The organism is Bacillus sp. JH7 (assembly GCF_001563515.1).
GTDB lineage: Bacteria > Bacillota > Bacilli > Bacillales > Bacillaceae_G > Bacillus_A > Bacillus_A cereus.
Map to the genome: position 1 here is coordinate 3,004,151 of NZ_LPUS01000001.1, position 26,004 is coordinate 3,030,154.

Consider the following 26,004-nt stretch of genomic DNA (forward strand, 5'->3'; position numbering starts at 1 on the left):
ACTCCTTAACGGTTTCTTATGCTGCTTTTGTTTCTTTGACTGTTTCTACATATTGTTTTGCTTTCTCATTATCGAATTCGCCTTCCCACTTCGACATAACAATGGCCGCTAATGCATTTCCTAATACATTGACAGATGAGCGAATCATATCTAAAATGCGGTCAATTCCCGCAATTAATGCGATACCTTCTAGTGGTAACCCCATTGAACCTAACGTTGCTAATACAACAACGAACGATGCACCTGGAACTCCCGCCATACCTTTGGATGTTAACATAAGAACGAATAATAACGTTATTTGCTCCGTTAGTGACATGTGCACACCGTACATTTGTGCAACAAACAATGCCGCTAACGCTTGATAAATAGCCGATCCAGTCAAGTTAAATGTATAACCTGTCGGAATTACGAAAGAGGCAACTGCCTTTGGACAACCGAACTCTTCCATTTTTCTCATTATATTAGGTAAAACAGCTTCTGAACTTGCTGTCGTAAATGAAAGAATCAATTCTTCTTTTAAAATTTTTATTAATGTAAAAATGTTTACTCCAACCATTCGTGCATTAATACCTAATACAATCACAACGAATAGTATAACAGTTACGTATACAGCTAGCACTAGTTTTCCTAGCGGAAGTAGTGTTGCTACACCAAATTTTGCAACCGTAACGGCAATTAATGCGAATACACCAAATGGTGCAAATTTCATAACTTGATTTGTAACCCAAAACATGGCTTCGAGTACGCCTTCAAAAAAGTTAAAGACAGGCTTTCCTTTTTCCCCAATTGCCGCAACTCCTAAGCCGAATAATACTGAGAAGAATATAATCGGTAATAGGTCACCTTGTGCAATCGATTCAAATACGTTTTTCGGTACAATGTGAACAATTGTCTCAGCAAAACCTTTCTTCTCTGTTGCATCTGCAGTTTGTTTATAAGAAGAAATATCACTTTGCTGTAAATTACTCATATCAACACCAGTACCTGGTTGGAATATATTCGCTGCAAGTAATCCCATTAAAATAGCAATCGTCGTAATAATTTCGAAATAAAGAATTGTCTTACCACCCAGTTTCCCAAGCTTCTTCATATCTCCTACACCAGCTACTGCAACAATTAATGCTGAAATAACAATTGGTACTACAATCATCTTAATTAAGTGAATAAATATATCCCCAATTGGTGTGATATAAGAAATCGCCGTTTTATTGCCATAAAAGACTGCCCCTACTACAATCCCTAAAACAAGCGCGACAAAAATTTGTGTTGCCAATCCGAATTTTTTCATTTATGTTCATCCCCTTCATGCGAACGCTTTCAATTTGAATTTATAAAAGCTACTCACACATCTTATAAGCGAACCTACAAAATCATACAAAAACCTACAAGTTCGTCACAAAAAATTCAAATATTTTTCTTCTTTTTTTCATTGACACCATTTTGTTAAAAAACGATAAAATAAACTTGATAAGTAATCAGATTGTTTCGTATAATCAAAAAGATATATACTTAAAACAAATCAAAATGAAAAGGAGTGGATGTTATGAAAAACTATACAAAGCAATTCGTCCTATCTTCTTCTTTTCTTTTTCATTTTCTTAAAAAGGAACAAAGGCATTCGCCTTTGTTCCTTTTTTATTGCGATCTATATAGGGGGAATTGTTATGAGGCCATATAAACGTGTCTTAATTAAATTAAGCGGCGGTGCACTTGCCGATCAAACTGGAAATAGCTTTAACTCCAAACGATTAGAACATATCGCAAACGAAATTTTATCCATTGTTGATTTAGGTATCGAAGTATCCATCGTCATCGGTGGCGGTAATATTTTTAGGGGGCATCTAGCTGAAGAGTGGGGAATTGATCGCGTAGAAGCTGATAATATCGGTACACTAGGTACGATCATTAACAGCTTAATGCTTCGCGGTGTTTTAACAAGTAAAACAAATAGAGAAGTACGCGTTATGACGTCCATTCCATTTAATGCAGTAGCTGAACCATACATTCGCTTACGTGCAGTCCACCATTTAGATAACGGCTATATCGTTATCTTTGGAGGCGGAAACGGGCAACCGTTCGTGACAACAGATTATCCAAGTGTACAAAGGGCTATTGAAATGAATAGTGATGCCATATTAGTCGCAAAACAAGGTGTCGATGGTGTTTTTACAAGTGATCCAAAGCATAACAAATCAGCAAAAATGTACAGCAAACTAAACTATAATGATGTCGTTAGACAAAATATACAAGTCATGGATCAAGCGGCATTACTGCTTGCCCGGGACTACAATTTACCAGCACATGTCTTTAACTTTGATGAGCCTGGAGTGATGAAAAAAATATGTTTAGGTGAACATGTGGGGACGTTGATTAATGATGATGTTACGATGCTGGTGCATGAAAAATAATGATTTCCCACCAAAAAGGGTGCCTTTTGTAGGCACCCTTTTCTAATCCATCATCACAAATAGAACTCAACCAATCCCGCCACTTTCTCCTTACAACGCTCCCAAAAAGATAACTTTTCAAAAAACTCTTTCGTCATTTCTTTCGAATCATGAAAATCCTCTGTTAACGCCTTATTAACTTGTCCTACAATAGGACCACCATAAATATAAAAATTCATTTCATCATTTATATTGAAGCTACGCGAAGTAAAGTTTGTTGTACCAATAACGGTTAATTCATTATCAATAAGCATTAATTTGCCATGGAACATTCCTTTTTTATACCCATATACAGTAATCCCATTATTAACAGCTTGACGTATGTATGGATACGCCGCTTCTTTTATAAGAGGTAGATCTGGTTTATATGACCAAAGTATTTTTACTGTAACACCACGCTTTTTTGCTGCGATTAAAGCATTCATGGATTCTTTATTTTTTGCTATAAAATACGGCGTTGCAATTACAATGGAGTGTTGAGCTTGTTTTATGAGCTCTATATATTTTTCAGCAACGTAATGCCCATTGTAACTAGTCATAGTATGTAATGTATTCCCTTTACTAGCTTTATTCGTACTCCTCTTTATCTCTTCTTTCGTATCTCGTTTCCAATCTAAAGCGAATTGCTGTTCTAAATCTTTTGCTCCTTCTCCTTTAAGCCGTACATGATAATCACGCCAATATCCAAATCGCTTATCTTTCCCTAAGTACTCATCTCCTATATTAAATCCGCCTGTATAGCCAATATCCCCATCAATCGTCGTAATACGGCGATGATTACGATGGTGAAGTGAATAAAATCCGAATGGCAATGCAGGTTTTCTACTATATGTAAAATGCACACCACTTTCCCGTAATTCATTTATCATCTTTCTTTCAAATGATAAATCATTAATGCGATCAACTGATAAATAGACGTTTACTCCTTCTTTTGCCTTCTCTTTTAATAAGTTTAAAAAAGTATGACTACTTTTATCATCCGACAAAATGAAGAAATAAGTGTAGATAGAGCTTTTCGCTTTTTTAATATCTTCAAATAGCTGCTCATATAATGATTTCCCTTCTACATATAATTGAAAATCACTATAATGAGGCGCATACTCTGTCGGCATGTTTTTTCCAGCTTCCATTTTCCTACCTAAGGTAACATCGATATGCATACAAATTACAATAAAAACGAAAATAGCAATAATAATAGAAGTAACTCTTAATATTTTTTTAATCATTTTGGTTTCCTTCCAATCATATTCCTTACTATTTCGTAGTGTTTCATTTAAATATGTTTTCATACGAAATGTATTTCTTATTTTTATTGATACTAAACAGTTAAAGGAGATATGAATATGAGAAAAAGAAAAACTCCTATTGTTTTTATCCCAGGTCTTTTCGGTTCAATGAGCAATATTATTATTCCCGGCACTGGTAATTGGAGTTTTGGACTTTCTGCATTTGTTTACGAACCATTCATCATGATGCTAGAAAGTATGGGCTACGAACGAAATAAAGACTTGTTCATCTGTTTTTATGACTGGCGGCAGCGTATTGTTTTTTCTACACAAAAATATTTATTACAAACGATTGCTTATGCTAAAAAGATTACAGGTTGCGATAAACTAAATTTAATTTGTCATAGTATGGGCGGCCTTCTTGGACGTTCTTACGTTCAAAGTGACGAATATAAAAATGATGTGAATCAACTTATAATACTCTGCACACCAAACGCTGGATCTCCACCAAATTATAGTTATTGGACTGGAGGCAGTCTCCCTATCCATGCCTCTTCTAAAATAAATATCGTTCATTTTTATATGGAACAATATATTTGTTACTTAAGCATCTTACATAAAATGAATAAAGTTGAGGCGATACACATTTACTTTCCAGGATTACAAGATGTTATTCCTTGTAAAGATTACGGAAATTATTTATTTATAAAATCCGACTCTTCTATTACATTTCTTCCTTATAGTAAGATGAAAACGAAAAACCCTTTCCTCGATATATTAAATACAAATAGATTTATTATACAAAAAAGAAATATTGAAACGACACTCATTGCCGGAGATGGAGAGGAAACAACTCAATATTTACAAGTCGTCCCTTCACATTCCAAACTGAAATGGACAGACGGCAAAGTCGTCGGTGATTTACTTACAAAACATGGTGACGGTAACGCTGTTCTACATAGCGTTTTTCTTCTAGAGGGAAATAAATATGTTTTGCATGCTTCACATAACGAAGTGCTCTACAAAAGCATTCCTATACTACAAAAGATACTCTAAGTTTCAAACAAAAAAGGTATGGCATTAAGCCACACCTTTTCACATTAAACAAAATTTCTCGCGTCATTATTTCTTCCAAACTTATAAATAGCAATTAAGAAGAATGCAATTGCGAAAGCGAATAAAATTAAAATGTTTAAATACAACTCCGAGAATGGTATTCCCTGCTGTAGTTTTGATATCGTATCTAACAACCAGCGCTGCGGAAGAAAATTAGCTACTTTTTGTACTGCACTTGGCATAATGTCATATGGGAAATAACATCCAGCAAGTAAGCATGTTGGTACAATAATCATATTTTGCATCGCATTTGCCGATGCTGAGTTTTTCGAAAAAGCTACAAGGACTAATGATATTCCAATTGCGATTAATGCAAATAGCATTAGTACGCCCATCATCACTATGAAAGGCATATTGATATTCGTATGAAAAACATTCGTTAGGAATAGGATTGTAATCAAAATTTGTACTGTTAGTATTATCATATTTACTCCGACATTAGATAATATAAACTTCTTCCCATCTATCGGCGTTGATAATAGTCTAAAGTACGTTCTATTCTCTTTTTCTTTTAAAATATGACCTGATAAGTTCGCTGCTGAAAACAGCATAAACATAATAAGGTAACCCATCGTTTGATTTGTCATATCTTTATTTTTCGAAGTATCTTCTAGCGTCTCAGTTTTCATTTTAAATGAACTTTTTTGATACCCTGCGTACATATTGTCGAATGTGCTTTGATCTGTTCCGGCTACTTTACTAATAGCTGCTATATTATCAATATAATTATATAAATATGATTTTATAAATCCTGTTACTTGATCACCTTTAATCGATGAAATTTCAATATGCTCTGGTTTCCCTTCTCGAACACTTTTTGAAAAACCAGAATCTAATGTAATAACTCCATCAAGTTTTTTGGAAGTGAGTTTATCTTCTATTTGAGACTCCTTAACCTTACTCACATTCACATGATTTAATCCTTCTAAAAACTTTATCGTATCATTTGCTATCGGCTCATTTTCTTTATTTACAATCCCGATATTTAACGTTCCTTGCCCTGCATTTCCGTATATCGAGAAGGAAATGAGCGTCCCTATTATCGGCAAGCTAATTATAATTAGTAAACTTTTTTTATTTTTCAAAAGCACAGATAACGTTTTTTGTATGAGCCATAAAATATCCTTCATACTATAGCCCCTCCCGTCTACGTAATGCAATAATTGCAATTAATAAAAAGAGTGCTGAAATTCCAATGTTTAAAGAAATGACTGGTAGTGCTGCCCCTACATCATTTGCATAAATAATTTTCATAACAGCTGTATTTGCCCAAGTTAATGGCGATAAATTCGTAACGAAATTTTCTTCTACTACGAAATATGCACCTCCAAAAATAGAAGCTAATTGCACAACAACCATAATAATTGCCCTAGACGCTTCAGCTGTTTTCGTGATATATCCGATTCCTAAACCGAAGCTAATTGCTAGAAAGACTTGTGTTAATAAAATAAGAAATATGATTCCAAGATGGTCGCCCCAATTCGCTTGAAAAACAAATTTACTAAATAACATGACGAGTAATATGCACAGGGCATTTGCTACTAGGCTACCAAGTACTTTTCCAATGAATATTTCAGCTTTACTTATAGGTGCAGCAATGAGACGATCTCCTGTTTTACGTATTCGTTCTCCTCGAATTAAAGAACTCGCTCCCATCGCAGCATACAGTGCAATCATCGTTGTCATTACAACCGCGTAGTAATCCATAGAACCTGGTTTTTTCGCAGCTTGTAAAGATGTTTCTTTTATATAATCATTATGGTTTCCGTTTGAAATAACTGTGCTCACCTTAGTAGGATCTACTTTTGCAACTTCGACCGCTACATTGTACTTATCAACAAATGTTGTAAGCATTCCTTCCACAATACTCCCCTCAATACTACTTTTGTCACTTCCGTAAAATTTTGCACCATCTTTATTTAACTCTACATAAGCAGCATATTTATTTTTCTTCACTTCTTCTTTCCCATCTATACTGCCGGAAGCTTTTTTAAAATGAATACCTGATTTATCCACTTCTTTCGTAAATGCTGCAAATGATTGAGAAAACGTGCTACTCGCTTCATCTTTATATAGCACTTGTATATCTTTAATTGAATGACTATCACTATTAAATGCGTTGGTTAACGCTGTTCCTAACACAAGCATAAGTACAATCGGAAATGCTAACATAAAAACTAAAGTTCTTACGTCTCTGAAATCTCTTTTAATATGCATAATTGCAATATTGAAGATGTTCAATTGATGAACCTCCCTTTACCTTTTCTTCATTTACCTTTTATTTATCTCGTAAGTTTCTTCCGGTTAACGTAAGAAATACTGTTTCTAAGTTTGGAGCCTGCTCCTCTAACGAACGAATTTCAATGTCATGATTAATGAAATGCTGAATAATTTGATTTAAATTATTTAATCCTGCATCCGAGTTTACCTTGATTACGTTCTCTTCAATTTGAACAGCTTTCACACCGTTTATCTCTTTTAACTTTTCTACATCTAAATTTTCTACTGACTTCACTTCAATCCAAATATCTTTCGTATCTGTAATAATCGCTTTTAACTGTTCTTTCGTACCTTCTGCAATCACTTTACCGTGGTCGACAATTGCGATTTTCGTACAAATCTCTTCTACTTCTTCCATGTAGTGGCTCGTGTAAATAATCGTACTTCCCATTTCATTTAATTTACGTACTGACTGCAAAATGTAGTTTCTTGACTGTGGATCAATTCCAACTGTCGGCTCATCCATAATAATTAACTTCGGTCTATGAGCAATCGCACAAGCGATATTCAGTCTTCGTTTCATCCCGCCAGAAAAGTTCTTCGGATAGCTTTTCTGTTTATCACTAAGTCCTACAAATTGAAGAGCTTCCTCTACCCTAGCTTTTAATTCGGCTCCTCGTAATCCGTACAACCCAGCAAAGAATTTCACATTTTCATAGGCAGTTAACTCTTCATAAATCGCAATATCTTGCGGAACGATACCGATATTCATCTTCGCAAATCGGTTATGTTTCTTTATATTTTTTCCTAGTATGCTAATTTCGCCTTCATTACTTCTTAACAAACCAGCAATCATATTAATCGTTGTACTCTTACCAGCACCATTCGATCCTAAAAAGCCAAATATTTCTCCTTCTTTAATAGATAAAGACATATTATCAACTGCGATGAAATCACCAAATTTTTTCGTTAAATTTTTAATTTCTAATGTATTCATCATTTCACCCCTATTTCGGTTTCTCTGCTTTTAGTATAAACAAAAAGAATGAACCTGCTCAGTGCAGAAGTTCATTCTTTTCACATGAGATTATTCACTTTTTTCATATGAGATGATTCATCCTCATATCGGCAACAACATTGTTACTGCAAAACCACTTGTTCCATCTACAATAATTTTTCCGTTTACTGACGCTGTTCGCTCCTCCATCCCCATAATCCCGAGACCTTTCTTAACGAGAACCGCACCTTTTCCGTTATCCTTCACTTGTACTTTCACCATCTTGTTAAGTACATGAATATCAATTGAGATGACTGTCGCATCAGCATACTTCATCGCGTTCGTTAATGCCTCCATAACATTTTCAGCAATAATTTTCCACTGTATCGGAGAAATCATATCTAAGTTCCCTTTATAAACGAAAGGAATATTCACATCATTCTTACCGGCAAATTCCTCTATGAATAATTTCATACGATGAATACCAATTTGCTCAGTTGGTGGCTTCATATTTTTCAATGTAATGCGAATACTTTCAATTCCATCTTTTGAAATGTGAATTGCATTTTGTAATAACTCCGCAGATTTTTCTTTATCTATTTCCATTAACCTCTTTGCTGCCTCCATTTGAATAAGTGCACCCGTCATCGAGTGACCAATTTTATCATGAATTTCTTGCGATAACCGATTTCTCTCTTCTAGCTTAAATGTGTATTCAGATTGTCTTATGTACTCTTTATTTTCATGTAAGCTTTTCGTAAGTCGTTGCATATCTTTTCGCATCTTATCATTTTGCGATTCAAGCTTTACTACACGCGATATATATCGATCTGCAATAGTTAAAACGAGAAAAGAAAATGCAACAATTAATCCATAAGTCATTCGAATACTTTCATCTGCAATCGTAATTGGGAGCATCATAACGACAAAGCGTGGCCAATTCTTTTCTATGTAATAGAATGTAATTTCGTATAAGTTCAAAGGTAAAAACAAAATAAAAAATGGATGAACCCTCCATGTAAATAACATAACTACGCCAATGGACATACAGATTAATATTTTTTTATACGTATCTTTTTTAAATATAGAAATCATTACGTTTACAGAGAGGTAAATAAGTAAAGTAAATATAACCCACGGTAAATTTGCTATATTTGCGTAAATATAACTGAACACAATATATAAAAAGACAATTAATTTACTTACAGTTAACCAAAATTCCATATCATTAATCTACTTTCCCTGTTAAGTAATAAATCGCAATTTGTGTGCGATGTTCAAGTCCAGTTTTCCCTAAAACTGACGTAATATAATTTGCAATTGTTCCCTCAGATATAAAAAGCTGTTTCGAAATTTCTTTATTTGAGAAACCTTTTGCAATTAATGCAATAATACTAAGCTCCCTTTCTGTGAAAAGGCTCTTATCAATTTTACATTCTTCCTCTTTACTTTCCATTAAATTAGACTTAATTTTATCGAGAATAACATCTTGCATAACAGTTTGACCGTTATATACTCCTTTTATCGCATCACGAATACGCTCCGGATCGTTATTTTTTAATAAATAACCTTTCGCTCCATTTTTTACTGCATCCAAAATATATTCATCATCATCAAACGTCGTTAAAATAAGCGGTTTTGTTTTCGTCTCTTCACAAATGAACTTCGTCGCCTCTACCCCGTTCATATTTGGCATACGAACATCTAAAAGAGCAATATCAACTTCATGCTTTTTACAATACGCTACAGCTTCTTCCCCATCATTTACAGTATCTACTACTTCAAACTCTTCGTATGTATTTAAAATAATTTTCATGCCTTCTCTAATAAAAGAGTTATCATCTGCTATTAATATTTTAATTTTCATGTTTGTTAGTATGGACCTTGCCCTACTAACATTCACATCCTTTCTCCGTGTAACATTTCCTACTTGCTCATTATATACTTCTCTTTACCATTTTTTCACACCTTTTTTCATCTAGCTCTCCCGCAAAAAATATATTATTCTTTTTTTACAAAATGTGTAGGGTGACTTATCATTCTTTACGTCTATATAATAGAATGCGTCAAAAAGGAGGGAGAGACCGATTGAGGAAAAACAATTAATTGAAAAAGCACAGCAAGGAAGCGAGCATGCTTTTCGTATCCTTGTACAAACATATCGTCATTATATTTTTCAAGTTATCTTTTCTATTTTAAGACATGAAGAAGATTCGAAAGATGTTACACAAGAAGTATTCGTAAAAATTCACACCTCTCTCCCAAATTATCAATTTCGCGGATTAAAAACGTGGATGGCACGTATTGCCACCAATCACGCTATTGATTATAAGAGAAAGAAAGCTAGAGAAAGTGAAGAACTCTCCTTATGTAAAGAAGCTGAGGAAAATATACAGTCCTCTCATAATATTGAGGCTTTATTATTGACGAAAGAGCAAAAATTACTCATTGCTCAAAAACTGCGAGAACTTCCCGAAAATTACCGTGACGTTGTTCTCGCACATTACTTAGAAGAAAAGAGCTATCAAGAAATTGCTTTACAGGAAAACATCGAAGTAAAAACAGTCGAAATGAAACTGTATCGAGCACGAAAATGGATTAAAAAACATTGGAAGGAGGAAGAGTTTCTATGATGCATTATTCAAAAGAAGATTGGCGCAATTATACATTAGATTTTATAGAAAGTAATGAACGTGAATCTATGGAAGAACATCTTTATGAATGTGATCATTGTTTAGCACTTTATATGGAAAGTATTGATGAACAACATGAAAACCTTCCAATGATAAATGATGATTCATTTACGAACGAAGTTATGACGCAAATTAATTTTGAAACACTACAGTCTAATGAAAATATAAAAACAACCTCACTAAAGCGCACGATCATTCATTACATAATTGCGACTGCGGCTACAATTATTTTTATGGTAAGTGGTTTATTTCAGTATATTTTTACAGCGACATCAAATTTAGAGAAATCTTCAAAACATAACGAGTCTTCTATTTCACAACAAATTGTAAACAAATCGGTAGACACATCGAAAAAGGACGGAGGTTCAAAGCATGAATAAAAATCCCTTTTTAGCACTTGTATTAGGGCTAATTCCTGGGCTTGGACATTTATACTTAAAAAAGCTAGGACGGTTTATTTTATATAGCGGGGGATCACTATTTCTATTCTCCTTTGCAGTATTTTGTACCATAGTAGTAAGAGAACGTGATATTGCTTTTCTTTCTCTATTTTTACTAGCTGTTCTATGGGTAATTAACTTACTAGATTTAGTTATCACCATTATAAACCAAACGAAAAAGCAAGAAGCTGGAGAAGTGATAAATTCCTCTAAAGAGAGCGAACGATTTTATATCATTCTCTTATCCATCATCCCTGGGCTTGGCCATTTCCAATTAGGACTTATGCAACGCGGACTTACATTTTTAGTAGCTTGCACAGGAATCGGAAGTATGATCATTTTCGTTGCACTTTTAACATCGCAAGAAAGTTTTCTTATCTTCCTTATTACGTTACCTGTTTTATGGATTTATAATTTCTTTGACGTTGTTCAGCAACTACAGAAAAAAGAACGTGGCGAGCAACTAGATGATCGTACTATTTTCGAAGAGTTTGAAGAACATCGTGAACAAGGAAAGAAGAATAAAACATTCGCTTCTATTTTAGCGATGTTCCCCGGAGCAGGACATATGTATTTAGGCTTACAACGCCGCGGCCTTCAGCTTATGGCAGCCTTTTTACTTTCAATATATTTACTCGATTTATTAAGACTTTCTGCGTTTTTATTTTTAGTTCCAATCATTTGGTTCTATAGCTTCTTTGACGCTTTACAGCAAACTGCAAAGTATGGAAAAGAACGTGTAAATGACGAGCCTATCATTGATTATTTTATTAATCATCAAAGATGGATCGGTATCGGGTTAATTACACTCGGTGGTTATTATTTATTAGATCAAACAGTCCTTCCTATTTTGAATGATTACTTTGCAACTATATTTAACATTCATCTTAGCGAGCTATATTATCGCTATTTCCAAACATCTATCGTTGCACTCCTCTTAATTGGCGGCGGCTTTAAATTGTTACTTGGAAATAAAGAAAACAAAGGTGGTACAAAAGAATGAGAACATGGCGTGTTGGAACATTCTCAATGGGGCTTTCTATTATATCGTTAGGATGCTTTTTACTTTTTTCAGTCGTAAAAGGAATTCAAGTATTAGATACACTAACTGCATGGTGGCCAGTTTTACTTATCATACTTGGAGCTGAAGTTTTACTATACCTTCTATTCTCTAAAAAAGAGCAATCTTTTATTAAATATGATATTTTTAGTATTTTCTTTATCGGCGTTTTAGGAAGTGTCGGAATTGCTTTTTACTGTTTATTATCAACTGGATTACTAGAAGAAGTTCGTCATTCTATTAATACAACGAGGCAAACGAGTAATATTCCAGACGGACAATTTGATATACCTGAATCTATCAAAAAAATCGTAGTAGATGCAGGACATCAGCCTCTAACGATAGAGGGAAATAATACAAATCAAATTCATCTTTTGGGAACTTATGAAATGACAACGAAAGCAAATGAAAAACTCAATTTAAAACGAGATGATTTCCTTTCAGTTCAAACGGCTGGAGAAACGATGTATATCACTTTAAAATCATTACCTGTTCAGCATACGTTATTTAATTCAGCACCACAGGTGAAACCAACGCTTGTTCTTCCGCAAAATAAAAATGTGGAAATCCGTGCTTCAAATAACGAACTATCTCTTTATCCAGGTCAATTGCAAAATAATTGGTTTGTACAGGAAAGCTCAAGAGTGTCTGTCCATCTTGCAAAAGAGAGTGATGTTTCTTTAACAGCAGTAACGAATCAAAAAGAAACACATGGAAGTACACCTTGGGAACAAGTAGAAGATTTAACGAAAAACGAAAATACTTCTTCAGAAGAACATCCAGAATTAAACACCCAAGAACATTGGTATAAAAATTCGATTAAAACTGGAAATGGGACATACAAGTTAAATATTGAGAAAGCTTATAATTTGAATATGAGTGTTCTCGAAAAATAAAAAACCTTCCGCAATTGCGGAAGGTTTTTCTCATATAATCGCTTTAATTCCTTCTAACACTAATCCAATCATAAATCCGCAAACCGCCCCGTTCACTCGGATCCACTGTAAATCTTTACCGACATTATTTTCAATCATTTCGATTAACGTTTTATCATCTAACTTATCAAGATTTTCTTGTACAAGCTTACCGATTTTCGAATGGTTCTTTTCCACAAGTGTGACAACTTGCTTTTGTAACCACTCCTCTATTTTTTGAACAGTTTGTTCATCTTCTTTTATTTTATTCATTTGTTTTTGTAAAAATGGAATAACATATTTATCAGCAAATTCTTCATTATTTACAAAAGCAACTGCTCTTTGCTGTACTTGCTCTAGCATCTCTTTTATTTTGTCAGTAGCATTCCAATTCGCAAGCCACTTTTCTTTCCAATTTTCTAATTCCTGTAATAAGGCTTCATTTTCTTTTACATTGATAATTTCTTGACGAATCTTCGCTAATATAAGTTGTCTTGTGCTATTATCAGCCTCTTGTAAGCTGTTAATATTACTAATGATAAACTTCTGCAAAATGCCGCCAATCTTATCTTCATCTACAATATTCATAAATGATTTCAAAGTAAACTGCAAGAATCCATCTACTTTTATATTTTCCATCGCCTTCATACCTAAGCTACCGAGCTGGTAACGAGCTTCATCTTGCGCTGTCCAATCTTTTACCTTCACTAATATGTAATCAAGTGTCTTTTCATCATATTCTTGCACAACTAATTGATCAACAAGCACTTGTAAAATGTTATTTGTATTAATTGTATGTAAATACGTCTTTAATTCTTTTTCAATAATAACCGCTAATTTTTCTGTATCGATTGAAACAATCGCCTTCTCAGCAATCGTTACAATGCCTTTTTTCACAGCATCAGACTGCATTTCTCTCTCTGCAATTTGTAGCACCATTTGTGCTAGCTGCATTTCTTTTACTTTATTCGTAATACTTTCTTTCGTTAGCCACTCATTTTCTAACGTATTGATGAGCCCTTTCGTTACTCGTTTACGGTTTTTAGGTAACAAAGCTGTATGCGGAATTGGAATTCCCATCGGGTGACGGAATAATGCTGTAACTGCGAACCAATCTGCAAGCCCGCCAACTAACCCAGCTTCAAATCCCCCTTGTATAATCTCTCCAGCTATCGTTCCTTGAAAAGGGATAGAAGCCGCAAAGCCTACACCCATAACCCCAAGCGAAATACCCGCTATATATTTAGTCTGTAATGACATCGTATACACATCCTCTTATTATGTAAAATAAAGCTTTTTTGTTGTATTTATTCAATATTAGTTATCCTTTATATATACTATAAAGAACTATTGTGAAAATAACAAAGATTTTTATGTACATGAAAAAATGAGGCTACAATTAGCCTCATTTTTCTTATACCGTTAACTCCAAACCTTTCCTATAATATTCATTCATTACATCTTTTGGAACCATACTTCCACCCGTTCCCCACACAATATGAGTACCTTTTTTCACCTTCTCTGTTAACTGTTGCTTTTGTAAATACTCATCTTCTTTACATACTTTCACTGGCCCTATCATACCTGCTAGTGCAGAAGGCTCTAAATAAATATTCTCCGTGTCAGCTAGTTCTTTTAACAATCTATATAACTCTTCATCGCTTACTGTGTAATTCCCACTCAAAAATGGTTCCATCGTTTTACCGACAAATCCAGACGGTCTTCCTACCGCTAGTCCGTCCGCGTCTGTTACATTATCAATCCCGATATCTTGAACAGCAATTTTATCATGAAGTCCTGTCATTAAACCGAGTAACATGCATGGAGAGTGCGTAGGCTCCGCAAAGAAGCAGTGCACGTTGTCTTTATACAATAACTTTAAACCGAATGCTACCCCGCCAGGTCCTCCTCCTACTCCGCACGGAAGATAAACAAATAAAGGATGATTTTCATCTACTACAACCTCTAACTCTTCTAATTGCTTTTGTAATCGCGATGCTGCTACTGCGTATCCTAAAAATAAATCATGGGAATTTTCATCATCTACAAAATAACAGCTAGGATCGGCATCTGCTTGCTGACGCCCCTCTTCTACTGCTTTACTATAATCAGCTTCATACTCAATAACGTTTACACCTTTACTTCTTAATAAATCTTTTTTCCATTGTTTCGCATCTGCTGACATATGAACCGTTACGTTAAAACCTAGTTTCGCACTCATAATCCCAATGCTTAGCCCTAAATTTCCTGTTGAACCGACCGCAATTGAATATTTGGCAAAAAACTCTCTACATGTATCACTATCTAAAATGGAATAATCATCTTCTTCTGTTAACATACCGTGCTGCAAAGCTAGTTGTTCAGCATGTTTCAACACTTCATAAATGCCGCCCCTAGCTTTAATTGATCCTGATATCGGAAGATGACTATCACATTTTAATAATAATTCTCCTAAAATAGGTTGCTTGTAATTTGTCTCTAAAGCTTCTTTCATAGAAGATATTTTCACTAAAGGTGATTCGATTATGCCATTCGTCCCTTTCGTTTCAGGAAAAACTTTCGCAATATATGGTGCAAAACGCTTTAATCTCTCTTCCGCATCTTTTACATTCTCTTCATTAAGTGGTGAATCTTTTATTGCCCTTTCATACTTTTCTATGTTTGGATTTATCCAAAATACTTCTTCTGTTGCAATAAGTTTATTCACTAATGGGTATTTTGCTTGTAATGCCCCTATTTCTTTCATTTTGTTTCCTCCTTATATCCTTGTAGCTCACCATATAATAAATTATAATTAAATTAATTTTAATATAGTTTAACACAAATCGTTAACTTTAGTTAATTTTAATTTAATTTATTTAAATATAATTTAATAACCCTTAAGGAGATTTTCATTATGGAAAATATAGATATTGGTAAAAAAATTGAAAAACAAAGAAAAGAAAAAGGTTTAACTAGTAAAGAACTAGCAAAGATGGCCGATATTACACCATCTATGTTAAGTCAAATTGAGCGTGGGTCCGCTAACCCTTCTATTCAAACATTAAAAGTGCTTGCTAAAGCTCTTGATGTGCCAACATTTAGCTTTTTACTTGAAGATACAAATACAGACGATTTAATTGTACGTTCCCATAAACGAAAGAAAATGATTATCGATAATTTATCATATGAAATGCTTTCACCTGATTTCACTGGAAATTTAGCAACAGCAATTATGACCGTCCCGCCTAATACAGCTTCATCAGAAAATGTGCTAGAACATAAAGGAGAAGAATTAGCATTTGTCTTAGATGGGAAAATCACATTATATTTAAACGAGGAAGAATACGTATTAGAAACCGGCGACAGTGTAAAGATACCTGCTTATTTAAAGCATAAATGGGTGAATCATTTTGAGAAAAATGCGATAGTCTTATTTTCTGTTACTCCGCCGATTTTTTAATATATGTAATAAAAAATAGCCATGTACGGGGAATATCCGTTAATGGCTATTTTTTATTTTTTCGGCACCAACAAAATCCCTAAACTAATAATACAAAAGCTCATTATTTGCTGTGCTGATAGACCAAACTGTACCGAATTTTGTTCACTAACAAGCGAAATAATGATTTGAGCAAACCCCTCAACAATTAGAAAAATACTTATATTCTTTCCATTTCCGATCCTTTCATTTTTCATCCATAACAAGCCCATTATACAAAGGTTGAGGATAATCTCATATACGAAAATAGGATGATACAAAAATTTAGATTCATATATATTCATTCCCCATGGTAGTGTCGTTTGTACACCTACTTCATGATGTAATAGAAAATAAAAGATAATACTTACACACAGACCAAAAGGCAATGCATCAAGTAAAATACGAAGCGAAAATTGTTCCTTTTTACTTTTCCAAACAATGTATACACTAGCAATTACGCATCCTACTACAATATGTTGCATACTTCCTATAGCTAATAATGCTTGCAATGGCGATTTAAAAGCCCATACAGGATTTAAAATTGCTGGTGCAAACTTCCATACAAATACGATGATAATAAACGCATTTGTTACGGCATCCATCATTTTTTCATATGATGCATTTTGATGCCTCATCTTTCGTTTCATCAACATAAATCCAAATAGACTTCCAATTATAAGAGATACGGGTTGTAATCTCACGATCCACTCCATCATCACGAAATCCCCTTTTAGCTCTCAATCAATTTCTTAAATTTCTTTTCTAATTGATCTGGTGGTAATACACCTCGTACATGATCTACTATAATTCCATCCTTATTAACAAAAAATGTCGTCGGTAAAGAGAATACTTTATAATCTAATCCAGCTACTCCGTCCATATCTAGTAGAACCGGAAACTCAAATCCATAGCGATTAGCAAATGCGCTTGCTTCTTGTACTGGGTCACTAACAGTTGCATTCACCGCAAAAATTTCAACATCCTTTTTATATTTATCATACATATGAACTAAGTCAGGTGCCTCCATTTCACACGGCCCACACCATGATGCCCAAAAATTAATAATATATGGTTTTCCCTTGGCATCATTTAACGACTGCAACTTTCCGTCTAATCCTTTTAATGTGATGCCAGGTGCTTTAAAACCTACTTGTGGTAATACTTCTTTCTCTTGTAACTCTGCTTGCTTTGCTTTTCTTTCCTTTTCTTCTTTCTTTGAATTATAAAAGTTAACCCCCGCCCAAGCGAGAGCACCTACTAGTATAATAGCAATTAGTTTCTTCACTTTTCTTCCTCCTCATTTTTAAAAACCTGTAAATCCACCGAATAGACGAATAAAGAATGCTGTAATTTTCGTCATTTGATTTGTATACAATAAAATACCTGTAATATATGATAAATAAGATATATATAGCGATAAAAAGTATAATGATATAAATGACAACACTCTATCCACACTACATAGAGTAGTGTTTACCCTAAAAAAAAGAGGCTATATGCACTCTCCGACAATAAGTACAATCGACACACAGAATAACCCTATTGTTACATATACCGAGTTCGTATGTAACGGAATAGTAAGCTTAGCAACCTTTTCATTTAACACTTGCTCGATTCGTAAATTTATTGCTGTTTTTGCAAATGAAGCTGTAACACATCGATTTTCCATTGTCTTTATTTTAATTAATTTTAATAATGCGCTACCTAACTCAAATGAAGATTCCATTTTTTGCATCGCATATTTATCTGCTGCTAACTCTTGATACGTATGATATCGTTGTAACAATTCTTTTAATATCGGGATGTACATCATTCCTTCTGCTAATAACGTAAAACAAAATAATTTTAGCGGATCCCAATTATTTTGATGATATTCTTCATGGAAAATAATCGCATCAATCTCTTCATCTGAAAACGTCTGAAGCAAACCTTCCGACATGACAACTTTCGGACGGAATAATCCAATTGTAAACGCTGCAACTTCCGCAGTCGGCAGTATATATATTTGTTTCCCTTTTCTAATAAATGGGATAAGTACTTTTTGTACTTTTTTACTATAGAAAAATTGCCGCCAAATTCTTTTACACACAATCAATACAGTAATTAATAATAACCCCGCTATTATAATACGAACCATTGATAGTTCTTTCATATGTTTTTCTAACTGAAACAAGCAAAACTTTGAAAGGAAGAATGCCTTATTTTGAAAGAGAAATGGATATGTAACATAATACAATAACAAGCTGAAAAAGAGGGTACTAACAATGAGCGCTAACAATACGATTTTACGCATTTGCCATTTCATTTCATCGATTCTCTTTTTTTAACTGATTCAATTTGTCTTCTAATTTTTTTATTAAATTCGGATCAGCCTGCTCTAACTCATCTATCATATGTGTTATAACTAAATCTCCAAATTCCCCCACTAATTCCTGTGTCATTTTCTTCGTTTGATTGGATAAGAATTCTTCTTTCGTTTGTATAGCACGATATATGCCACTTCTTTTTACAGTCTGTTTTTCTAAGTGTAATTTCTCTACTAACCTGTTCATAACTGTCATAACAGTATTAAAATTCACAGGCGATTCTTCACTTAATTTCTGCTGGACTTCTTTAATAGTAATACCTTCAGTAGACCAAATAATCTCCATAATCTTCGCTTCAAGCGGTCCAAAGAAATGATTTAACCCGTGCTCATTTAACTTATAGTTTTGAGTAAACATTGTACAACTCCTTTCACACTACGGATTGTAGTATAAATTAAATGAAAGGTCAAACGTAAATGATATATATGAAAATTAACTACCCATAAATACATAGGCTATTCCATTCATTTTAAACCTAATTTTTCTCCAAATGTATCAAAAAGATACTGCTCTAATATTTGTACACTAAACTTTTCATTACGTCCAAGTGCAAATAATTCCCGATTCTTCGCTACGATAGTATCTAACGGAATAACTACATTATCCACTATTTTTGTAATTTCAATTATATTACTTTTTACATTTACTTCTGTTTTAAATTCAACGTTTTCTAACACTATATGTGAACGTCTTCCTGATGCAAAAAAAGTAAAATTAGGATTTTTAACAACGCCAATTTCAGTCTCTAACGCATATAAATAGTGAAAAATTACATCTCTATGTCCATCTTTTATTATTTTTTCATCCTTCTCATCGTCTAAGTATTCTTTCAGCTTCGTTGTAAATTCAAATCGAAAATCCACTTTTTTCACGCTCCTTCTTTGTATTTCATATTAAATAAATATATTGAAATAATTTTACCATATTGTAATACAACTTCCTATTAAAAGTAAAAACTGTTTTAGAAAATCGCTATTATTTCCGATATCCTTTTAAAATATAAGTATAAATTCAATATGAATGAATGCTTCATTACATCTATTTAAACATATTTTTTCCATTTTTTGAAACATTAGTATGAAATATTATATATCAATGAATGGTTTCTAATGTATTGGTATATATAGTCAGTAGTTTCTTTACTATTCCGATATACTTAAGCTACATTTTCTAATTATTGATTACATTACGGAAGGAATGTAACTCTCTTCTATCGAATTTTTATATAACAAAAATGATTAGGTGGTGCTTTACTATGAAATTAGCTGTCATTGGTGGCGGTGATTTACAAGATTCAAATCACTTGCCTATTAATGAACGCCTTATAGAATTAACAAATAAACAGTATCCAAAAGTATTGTTTATTCCAACGGCTAGTCATGATGATGAAAGCTATATAAAATTATTTTTAGACACGTTTGAAAAACAATTACATTGTGAAGTACAAATTTTACGCATTACAACAGATTCACCTTCTAAGTATGAAATAGAGGAGATGATTCATTCAGCCGATTTAATTTATCTAGGTGGCGGAAACTATATTCACATGCTTACGCAATGGAAAGAACATAGACTTGATGAAAAATTATTATTGGCTCTGCAACAAGGAACACTTATTGCTGGTTATAGCGCTGGTGCTATGTGTTGGTTCACGTCTAGTATCCGATCAGATTATGAAGGTTCTGGTTACATAGAGAGTAACGGATGGGGTATTGTTAATAAAAGATTTTGTCCACATTATAATCAATTAAACAGAATGAACGCCTTCCATTCCTTTTTACAAAATCATCAAGGGAATATAGAAGGAATTGCACTGGAGGATAATTGCGCTTTATATATTACAGAGGAATCCTTTGAGATTATCGGTGAACCGGAAAAAGCGTGGGAGTTTTATATGAGTGATAAAACACTCATTAGACAACATTTTGATATAACTTTAAAAAGCTATTTGTAAACCTGCACTTACGAAAAAATGTCCCTAAGTCTAATAACTTAGGGACATTTTTCTATTTAACTAACTAATCGTGTAATTCGTTTCTTTTGCCATGAAAGCTTATAATATGCATACTGCAATAGTAAGCTGACAATAAATGCTGCTGGATACCCGATCCAAATGCCTTCTATTCCAAGACTTGTATGGTAAGAAAGATAGTATGCTACGGGTACTTCTACAAGCCAAATTGAAACAACTCCAATAACAGTTGGCCAAAGTACTGTACCGCTCGCTCGCATTGTCGCACTAATAATTTGTGCATGACCGAAAATTAAATAACTCCATAACGTAATCATAACTAAGCTATGAGCAATTTCAATTGTAGTTTGACTCGTTAAAAATAGTGATAAAATGTCTCTTGAGAATAAATAAATAAGAGATATTAACACACCACCGATGACGTAGTTCATAATAATTCCGGCCTTCACAACTTTCTGCAATCGATCAAATTGATTCGCCCCAATTGATTGTGCTGCAAAAATAGAAACTGTAATACCAAGGCTAACTGCTGGCATTTGTACATAACTTGCAACTTGATTCACAACGCCGTAAGCAGCTGTTGCATCCGAACCGTAACGATTTACAAATGCGATTACGGCAATCTCAGATAATGAAACTAATATCATATTTATACTTGCCGGTATACCGAGCCTTAGCAATAGCTTTAATAACTCCCCATCCATTCGAAGGTATTTTCTAACCGTTCCATCTAGTTGTAATGGGTGATTTTTCTTCTTTAAATACACAAGCATGACAATAAACGTAATAACTGTAGATATAACAGATGCATAGGCTGCTCCATACACATCTAATTTCGGAGCTCCTAACCATCCAAAAATAAGAACCGGTAATAAAATCATATTTAGTGCTGTACTTACAATTAAAAAGTAAAATGGCGTTTTAGAATCTCCTGTACCTCTCATAAATGTTGTATATGCGAAATATAAAAATAATACTGGCATCGATATAAATAAAATCCGTGCATAATGTACACTTATTTCAATAATATTTTCTGGCGTTCCCATTAGACGCATAATATCCATCGCAAAAATACTTCCTATTATCGCCAACACAACTCCAATAATAAAGGTAAATGTCAGCGTCGTACCAACGATAGCTTTTAAACGATCTTCGTTTTTAGCACCAAACGCCTGACCAATTAAAATAGAGCTTCCTGAACCGATACCAATTACAAATGAAACGAGCAAGAAAAATAATGGGAAGAATGCTGATATGGCCGCTAAATCATTAACTCCAAGCCATCTTCCTACTACTACCATACCAAATAATTGTCCAACTGATTGTAGTACATTACTTAATAATAACGGTACTAAAAACATCGACATCGATTTCCAAATCGGTTTACTCTCACTTTCCAACTTATGTGACTCCGCACCTTCTTTATTGTTATCTGCAGGTGGTTTCAAATTTCATTTCTCCTTTTCTTAAAAATCTATTTTCAATATCTATCTCTTTGTATAGTTGTTATAATACTGTGCTTCTATTCATTTTCTTTTCATATGATTATAACTTCACCCAATATTGACTTCCATCGGCTGTTCGATCTAAAAATCCATATTCGATTAAATATCTTCTTAACGTTACGAAATCAGGGTATACATTTTCTATCACTGTATTTACTTCTTTTTCAGTATACTTTTTATTACTATCAAACTTCTTCACTAAATGACGCAATATAATTAATTTACGCTTTTGTTTCTTCGGAAATTTAGAGAGAGGTCCATCTAACCCTTCTGTAAAATGAGCTTTTAACACTTCATCATTTTCTTCTTCCGTAATATTGTATCGATCATCTACCATCGTTGCTGTTCTATGAATTGGCACAAATTTCGTTTGTACTTTTGATTTTTCTTCTGATAATTCCATTAGCGCTAAAAATACTTTTGCTTGTTTCATTTTCTCTCGCAGTGTAAATCGATGATTACGAATTGTTGATGTACTTCCGCCATCCATCTCTTTTACAATTTCTTTATCATTCAGTCCCATATAGAAAAACTGAACCATTTTCTTTTGTAAATCCGTTAATCCAGTAAATTTCTTATCCATATTTAGCAAATAATCAAACATAGACGTATGCTCATTTTGAATATGCAATTGGACGAACTTCTCTGCTTCATACAAAACTTGATTATCTTGATAAATAACACCTTTAATAAATGTTTCACCACAAGCTAAGCAAATGTACCCCTCTTTTTCTTCATCAAACACATACCCTTTCTTTAATTCCTCTATTGACGCATCCCAAAACTTCTCTGAAATATCGCTCATACTAAACACTCCTTCAAAATGTTTATTTAAAAACCAAACAAATCGCTATATCGTTTATTATTACTTCATCATCTTATCACAACACAAACAAACATTTCAACGTTTCGTTTGCCCATTTTATAAACTTTTATAAAAACATCTATCGAAAGGATTTAATACAACGAAAAGCGAATATGTTTATACAAATTCATTTTATAGGATGTAAAATAGAACATGAATATTCTTCAAGACCCTTGGTTTACCGTTAAGTAAATTGCACAGAACGCATATGCGATTAGTGAATATGGAACTGGTATTCACTCATTACAAAACTTCAGTATTCAATTTTAACTACAAAAAAGATGTTTTCGTATAAGAAAACATCCTTTACTTTTTATATATTCTATTTACAGTCTCTACTAAAACCTTACTTGCTTGTACAAATGTATGCTTTCGATTTCTATCTTCAACAAATTTATTAGCACAACTACTCATAATCATCATACAACTAATTATGACTAACGCTATCTTTCTATTCTTGTAAGTCACTTTATGCCACTCCACTATTACAAAACTTCTTTTGAATTTATCCCATCAAGAAATTTTACATGAATAATAAAACGTGTGAATATGCAATTCTGCATATTCACACGTTTTATCACAATGTTATGATTTAATTTAGTTAAAGAACAAGTATACCGAGGTGACTAACTTGAAATTTAAAGCGAAAAAAAATCCATTCCACGTCATTTTCATTACATTATTTATAATTATTTTTTTCGTTTCGTTATTCTTTCAAAATGAAAATTCTATTTTTTTCACTCTCATGATGCTGCTAAATATCGTGAATCTTTCTTCATTCTATTTCTCTCACTACAACGTAACGGAATCATCTCTTGTTGTAAAACACGGTTTCATACTTCGTACTGAAATCCCATTTAAAGACATTCGCCATATTAAGCACTCTGGCAAAAAACTTCGTTCAAAAAAATGGACTAGGCAACAATTAGAAATTAATTATAATTTATTTGACTCAGTGACCTCTTTCGTACCACAAGAAGAAGAAAAATTCATTTCACTCTTAAAAGAGAACTGCCCACAGATGAAAGTAATGAATACGCCTGCTAACAAATAATATATTTTGAAGCTTGTAGTATTGCAAGTAGATGAAACATAAAAATGAACATCAAAAAAGCCAAGATTCTATACTCAGAACCCTGGCTTTTTCTATTACTCTTTTGGAGCAATCATTTTCTTTGGATCTACAATTTCATCAAATTGCTCTTCTGTTAGTAGCCCAGATTGCAATGCTGCTTCTTTTAAAGTTAATCCTTCTTTATGAGCATGCTTCGCAATTTTCGCTGCATTTTCATATCCGATATGTGGGTTTAGCGCTGTTACAAGCATTAGTGAGCGATTCACATTTTCATTAATTACTTCTTCATCTGCTTCAATACCAACTGCACAATTGTCATTAAACGAAACAATTGCATCCGCTAATAAGTGAGCTGATTGTAAGAAGTTATAAGCAATAACAGGTTTAAATACATTTAACTCAAAGTTACCTTGGCTCGCAGCAAATCCGATTGTTGCATCATTTCCCATTACTTGCGCTACAACCATCGTTAACGCTTCACTTTGCGTTGGATTTACTTTACCTGGCATAATAGAGCTTCCCGGTTCATTTGCTGGAATAATAATTTCTCCAAGACCACTACGTGGACCACTTGCAAGCCAACGTACATCGTTAGCGATCTTCATTAGATCCGCAGCTAATGCTTTTAATGCACCGTGAGTATATACAACTTCATCATGGCTCGTTAATGCATGGAACTTATTTGGTGCAGAAACAAATTGTTTACCTGTAAATTGACTAATTTCCTCTGATACCATCTCACCAAATTTAGGATGAGCATTAATACCTGTTCCAACCGCAGTTCCACCAATTGCTAACTCTTTCATATATGTATTGCTCTCTGCAATCATACGCTCTGTTTTTTCAAGCATACGGTGCCATCCGCTAATTTCTTGCCCTAAAGTTAACGGCGTTGCATCTTGTAAATGTGTACGACCAATTTTTATAATATGTTCAAATGCAGTTACTTTTTCTGCTAAAGTTTCTTTTAATTTCGTAATTGCTGGTAATACGTGATTTTCTACTGCGATTACACAAGCTACATGAAGCGCCGTTGGAAATGTATCATTTGAACTTTGTGACATGTTCACATCATCATTCGGATGAATATGTACGTCAGATCCCTTCTCTTTCAAAATTTGATTCCCACGATTTGCAATTACTTCATTCACATTCATGTTTGACTGTGTACCACTACCTGTTTGCCATACGACAAGCGGAAAATGTTCATTCCATTTCCCTGCAATCACTTCATCCGCAGCTTCTACAATTGCTTCTGCTTTTTCTTCTGATAGCTTTCCTAATTTTTGATTGCTAAGCGCTGCACTCTTCTTTAAAATTGCAAATGCTTTTACAATTTCAAGCGGCATTTGCTCTGTTCCAATTGGAAAGTTTTCTTTACTACGTTGTGTTTGTGCTGCCCATAATTTATCAGCTGGAACTTTTATTTCTCCTAATGTATCTCTTTCAATTCTGTACTCCATGTTTTCATCCCCTTGAAAATATAATACCTACATCTCTTATAATAACAGACTTTCTCTTAAATGATAAGAATTCTCACTCTTATATATAGATATTCTATATTTATTTAAAAAAATTCCTCTTGACCTAAACTTAAGTTTAGGCTGTATCCTTTCCATTGTAGCCTACTATAACATTACTGGAG

The 26,004-nt window shown here is 33.6% G+C and carries 27 protein-coding genes; 9 read left to right on the forward strand and 18 right to left on the reverse strand.

Going from position 1 to position 26,004, the window contains the following annotated elements; genetic code table 11:
• Nucleotides 1–16: 16 nt before the first annotated feature.
• A complete protein-coding gene (locus AU379_RS14990; RefSeq protein ID WP_000713291.1) occupies nucleotides 17–1,288 on the reverse strand; it encodes a cation:dicarboxylase symporter family transporter in 1,272 nt (423 codons plus the stop codon).
• A 376-nt stretch (nucleotides 1,289–1,664) separates the two neighbouring features.
• On the opposite strand from AU379_RS14990, the gene pyrH reads away from it, so the two are divergent.
• Nucleotides 1,665–2,408 carry a UMP kinase gene (pyrH, locus tag AU379_RS14995; RefSeq protein ID WP_001248059.1) on the forward strand — a complete coding sequence of 248 codons (744 nt, stop codon included), beginning with the start codon at nucleotides 1,665–1,667 and terminating at the stop codon, nucleotides 2,406–2,408.
• 53 nt (nucleotides 2,409–2,461) lie between these two features.
• On the opposite strand, the gene cls is transcribed toward pyrH, so the two are convergent.
• A complete protein-coding gene (cls, locus tag AU379_RS15000) occupies nucleotides 2,462–3,673 on the reverse strand; it encodes a cardiolipin synthase (RefSeq protein ID WP_048568562.1) in 1,212 nt (403 codons plus the stop codon).
• Between the two features lie 117 nt (nucleotides 3,674–3,790).
• On the opposite strand from cls, the gene AU379_RS15005 reads away from it, so the two are divergent.
• Nucleotides 3,791–4,729 (forward strand): hypothetical protein, encoded by a 939-nt coding sequence (locus AU379_RS15005; RefSeq protein WP_001231637.1) that lies wholly within the window; start codon nucleotides 3,791–3,793, stop codon nucleotides 4,727–4,729.
• 44 nt (nucleotides 4,730–4,773) lie between these two features.
• On the opposite strand, the gene AU379_RS15010 is transcribed toward AU379_RS15005, so the two are convergent.
• The 5 genes from AU379_RS15010 to AU379_RS15030 form a co-directional block, all read right to left on the reverse strand.
• Nucleotides 4,774–5,919, reverse strand: a complete 1,146-nt coding sequence (locus tag AU379_RS15010) for an ABC transporter permease (protein ID WP_058839107.1) — start codon at nucleotides 5,917–5,919, stop codon at nucleotides 4,774–4,776.
• A 1-nt stretch (nucleotide 5,920) separates the two neighbouring features.
• Nucleotides 5,921–7,030, reverse strand: coding sequence for an ABC transporter permease (locus tag AU379_RS15015; RefSeq protein ID WP_001020151.1), 1,110 nt, complete (start codon nucleotides 7,028–7,030; stop codon nucleotides 5,921–5,923).
• Nucleotides 7,031–7,067: 37 nt separating this feature from the next.
• Nucleotides 7,068–8,006 (reverse strand): ABC transporter ATP-binding protein, encoded by a 939-nt coding sequence (locus AU379_RS15020; RefSeq protein ID WP_001093820.1) that lies wholly within the window; start codon nucleotides 8,004–8,006, stop codon nucleotides 7,068–7,070.
• Between the two features lie 123 nt (nucleotides 8,007–8,129).
• Nucleotides 8,130–9,230 (reverse strand): sensor histidine kinase, encoded by a 1,101-nt coding sequence (locus AU379_RS15025; protein ID WP_061139451.1) that lies wholly within the window; start codon nucleotides 9,228–9,230, stop codon nucleotides 8,130–8,132.
• Between the two features lie 4 nt (nucleotides 9,231–9,234).
• Nucleotides 9,235–9,873 (reverse strand): response regulator transcription factor, encoded by a 639-nt coding sequence (locus tag AU379_RS15030; protein ID WP_000694092.1) that lies wholly within the window; start codon nucleotides 9,871–9,873, stop codon nucleotides 9,235–9,237.
• A 277-nt stretch (nucleotides 9,874–10,150) separates the two neighbouring features.
• On the opposite strand from AU379_RS15030, the gene AU379_RS15035 reads away from it, so the two are divergent.
• The 4 genes from AU379_RS15035 to exsE are packed head-to-tail and all read left to right on the forward strand — an operon-like array spanning nucleotide 10,151 to nucleotide 13,095.
• A complete protein-coding gene (locus AU379_RS15035) occupies nucleotides 10,151–10,639 on the forward strand; it encodes an RNA polymerase sigma factor (protein ID WP_071686419.1) in 489 nt (162 codons plus the stop codon).
• Nucleotides 10,636–11,079, forward strand: a complete 444-nt coding sequence (locus AU379_RS15040) for a hypothetical protein (protein ID WP_000972351.1) — start codon at nucleotides 10,636–10,638, stop codon at nucleotides 11,077–11,079. Before AU379_RS15035 ends, AU379_RS15040 begins: the two co-directional genes overlap by 4 nt.
• On the forward strand, nucleotides 11,072–12,142 hold the full coding sequence (locus AU379_RS15045; protein ID WP_001039119.1) for a hypothetical protein: 1,071 nt from the start codon (nucleotides 11,072–11,074) through the stop codon (nucleotides 12,140–12,142). The genes AU379_RS15040 and AU379_RS15045 overlap by 8 nt, the downstream gene beginning before the upstream one ends.
• Entirely contained in the window at nucleotides 12,139–13,095 is a 957-nt protein-coding gene (gene exsE / locus AU379_RS15050; protein WP_001261429.1) for an exosporium protein ExsE, read from the forward strand. The genes AU379_RS15045 and exsE overlap by 4 nt, the downstream gene beginning before the upstream one ends.
• A 30-nt stretch (nucleotides 13,096–13,125) precedes the next feature.
• On the opposite strand, the gene AU379_RS15055 is transcribed toward exsE, so the two are convergent.
• Together AU379_RS15055 and AU379_RS15060 are read right to left on the reverse strand one after the other, a co-directional pair.
• Nucleotides 13,126–14,373 (reverse strand): DUF445 domain-containing protein, encoded by a 1,248-nt coding sequence (locus AU379_RS15055; RefSeq protein ID WP_000058298.1) that lies wholly within the window; start codon nucleotides 14,371–14,373, stop codon nucleotides 13,126–13,128.
• 154 nt (nucleotides 14,374–14,527) lie between these two features.
• Complete coding sequence (locus AU379_RS15060; RefSeq protein ID WP_030024949.1) at nucleotides 14,528–15,859, reverse strand: D-serine ammonia-lyase; 1,332 nt, start codon at nucleotides 15,857–15,859, stop codon at nucleotides 14,528–14,530.
• Between the two features lie 150 nt (nucleotides 15,860–16,009).
• Here AU379_RS15060 and AU379_RS15065 point away from each other — a divergent pair, with 150 nt between their 5' ends.
• Nucleotides 16,010–16,555 carry an XRE family transcriptional regulator gene (locus AU379_RS15065; protein WP_000427637.1) on the forward strand — a complete coding sequence of 182 codons (546 nt, stop codon included), beginning with the start codon at nucleotides 16,010–16,012 and terminating at the stop codon, nucleotides 16,553–16,555.
• Nucleotides 16,556–16,608: 53 nt separating this feature from the next.
• On the opposite strand, the gene AU379_RS15070 is transcribed toward AU379_RS15065, so the two are convergent.
• The 6 genes from AU379_RS15070 to AU379_RS15090 form a co-directional block, all read right to left on the reverse strand.
• Nucleotides 16,609–17,289: a prolipoprotein diacylglyceryl transferase family protein gene (locus tag AU379_RS15070; RefSeq protein ID WP_021728690.1), complete on the reverse strand. Its 681-nt coding sequence runs from the start codon at nucleotides 17,287–17,289 to the stop codon at nucleotides 16,609–16,611.
• A 17-nt stretch (nucleotides 17,290–17,306) separates the two neighbouring features.
• Nucleotides 17,307–17,861: a TlpA disulfide reductase family protein gene (locus tag AU379_RS15075; RefSeq protein ID WP_000733174.1), complete on the reverse strand. Its 555-nt coding sequence runs from the start codon at nucleotides 17,859–17,861 to the stop codon at nucleotides 17,307–17,309.
• Nucleotides 17,862–17,879: 18 nt separating this feature from the next.
• Complete coding sequence (locus tag AU379_RS30600; RefSeq protein WP_015382254.1) at nucleotides 17,880–18,020, reverse strand: hypothetical protein; 141 nt, start codon at nucleotides 18,018–18,020, stop codon at nucleotides 17,880–17,882.
• Between the two features lie 48 nt (nucleotides 18,021–18,068).
• The gene (locus AU379_RS15080; protein WP_061139452.1) at nucleotides 18,069–18,881 is read right to left on the reverse strand and encodes a M56 family metallopeptidase; all 813 of its coding nucleotides are present in this window, start codon (nucleotides 18,879–18,881) and stop codon (nucleotides 18,069–18,071) included.
• A gap of 1 nt (nucleotide 18,882) precedes the next feature.
• Nucleotides 18,883–19,299: a BlaI/MecI/CopY family transcriptional regulator gene (locus tag AU379_RS15085; RefSeq protein WP_061139453.1), complete on the reverse strand. Its 417-nt coding sequence runs from the start codon at nucleotides 19,297–19,299 to the stop codon at nucleotides 18,883–18,885.
• A gap of 107 nt (nucleotides 19,300–19,406) precedes the next feature.
• Entirely contained in the window at nucleotides 19,407–19,805 is a 399-nt protein-coding gene (locus AU379_RS15090; protein WP_000347528.1) for a DUF3942 family protein, read from the reverse strand.
• 392 nt (nucleotides 19,806–20,197) lie between these two features.
• Between AU379_RS15090 and AU379_RS15095 the strand changes: the two genes are divergently transcribed.
• Nucleotides 20,198–20,896 (forward strand): peptidase E, encoded by a 699-nt coding sequence (locus tag AU379_RS15095; protein ID WP_000762121.1) that lies wholly within the window; start codon nucleotides 20,198–20,200, stop codon nucleotides 20,894–20,896.
• A gap of 56 nt (nucleotides 20,897–20,952) precedes the next feature.
• Here AU379_RS15095 and AU379_RS15100 read toward each other — a convergent pair whose 3' ends face one another.
• Both AU379_RS15100 and AU379_RS15105 read right to left on the reverse strand, forming a co-directional pair.
• A complete protein-coding gene (locus AU379_RS15100) occupies nucleotides 20,953–22,362 on the reverse strand; it encodes an MATE family efflux transporter (RefSeq protein WP_000804128.1) in 1,410 nt (469 codons plus the stop codon).
• Between the two features lie 97 nt (nucleotides 22,363–22,459).
• Nucleotides 22,460–23,224: a DUF2087 domain-containing protein gene (locus AU379_RS15105; protein ID WP_001280278.1), complete on the reverse strand. Its 765-nt coding sequence runs from the start codon at nucleotides 23,222–23,224 to the stop codon at nucleotides 22,460–22,462.
• A gap of 691 nt (nucleotides 23,225–23,915) precedes the next feature.
• On the opposite strand from AU379_RS15105, the gene AU379_RS15110 reads away from it, so the two are divergent.
• Entirely contained in the window at nucleotides 23,916–24,338 is a 423-nt protein-coding gene (locus tag AU379_RS15110; RefSeq protein ID WP_000669071.1) for a PH domain-containing protein, read from the forward strand.
• Nucleotides 24,339–24,433: 95 nt separating this feature from the next.
• Here AU379_RS15110 and fumC read toward each other — a convergent pair whose 3' ends face one another.
• Nucleotides 24,434–25,822 carry a class II fumarate hydratase gene (fumC, locus tag AU379_RS15115; RefSeq protein ID WP_000456608.1) on the reverse strand — a complete coding sequence of 463 codons (1,389 nt, stop codon included), beginning with the start codon at nucleotides 25,820–25,822 and terminating at the stop codon, nucleotides 24,434–24,436.
• Between the last annotated feature and the right edge of the window lie 182 nt (nucleotides 25,823–26,004).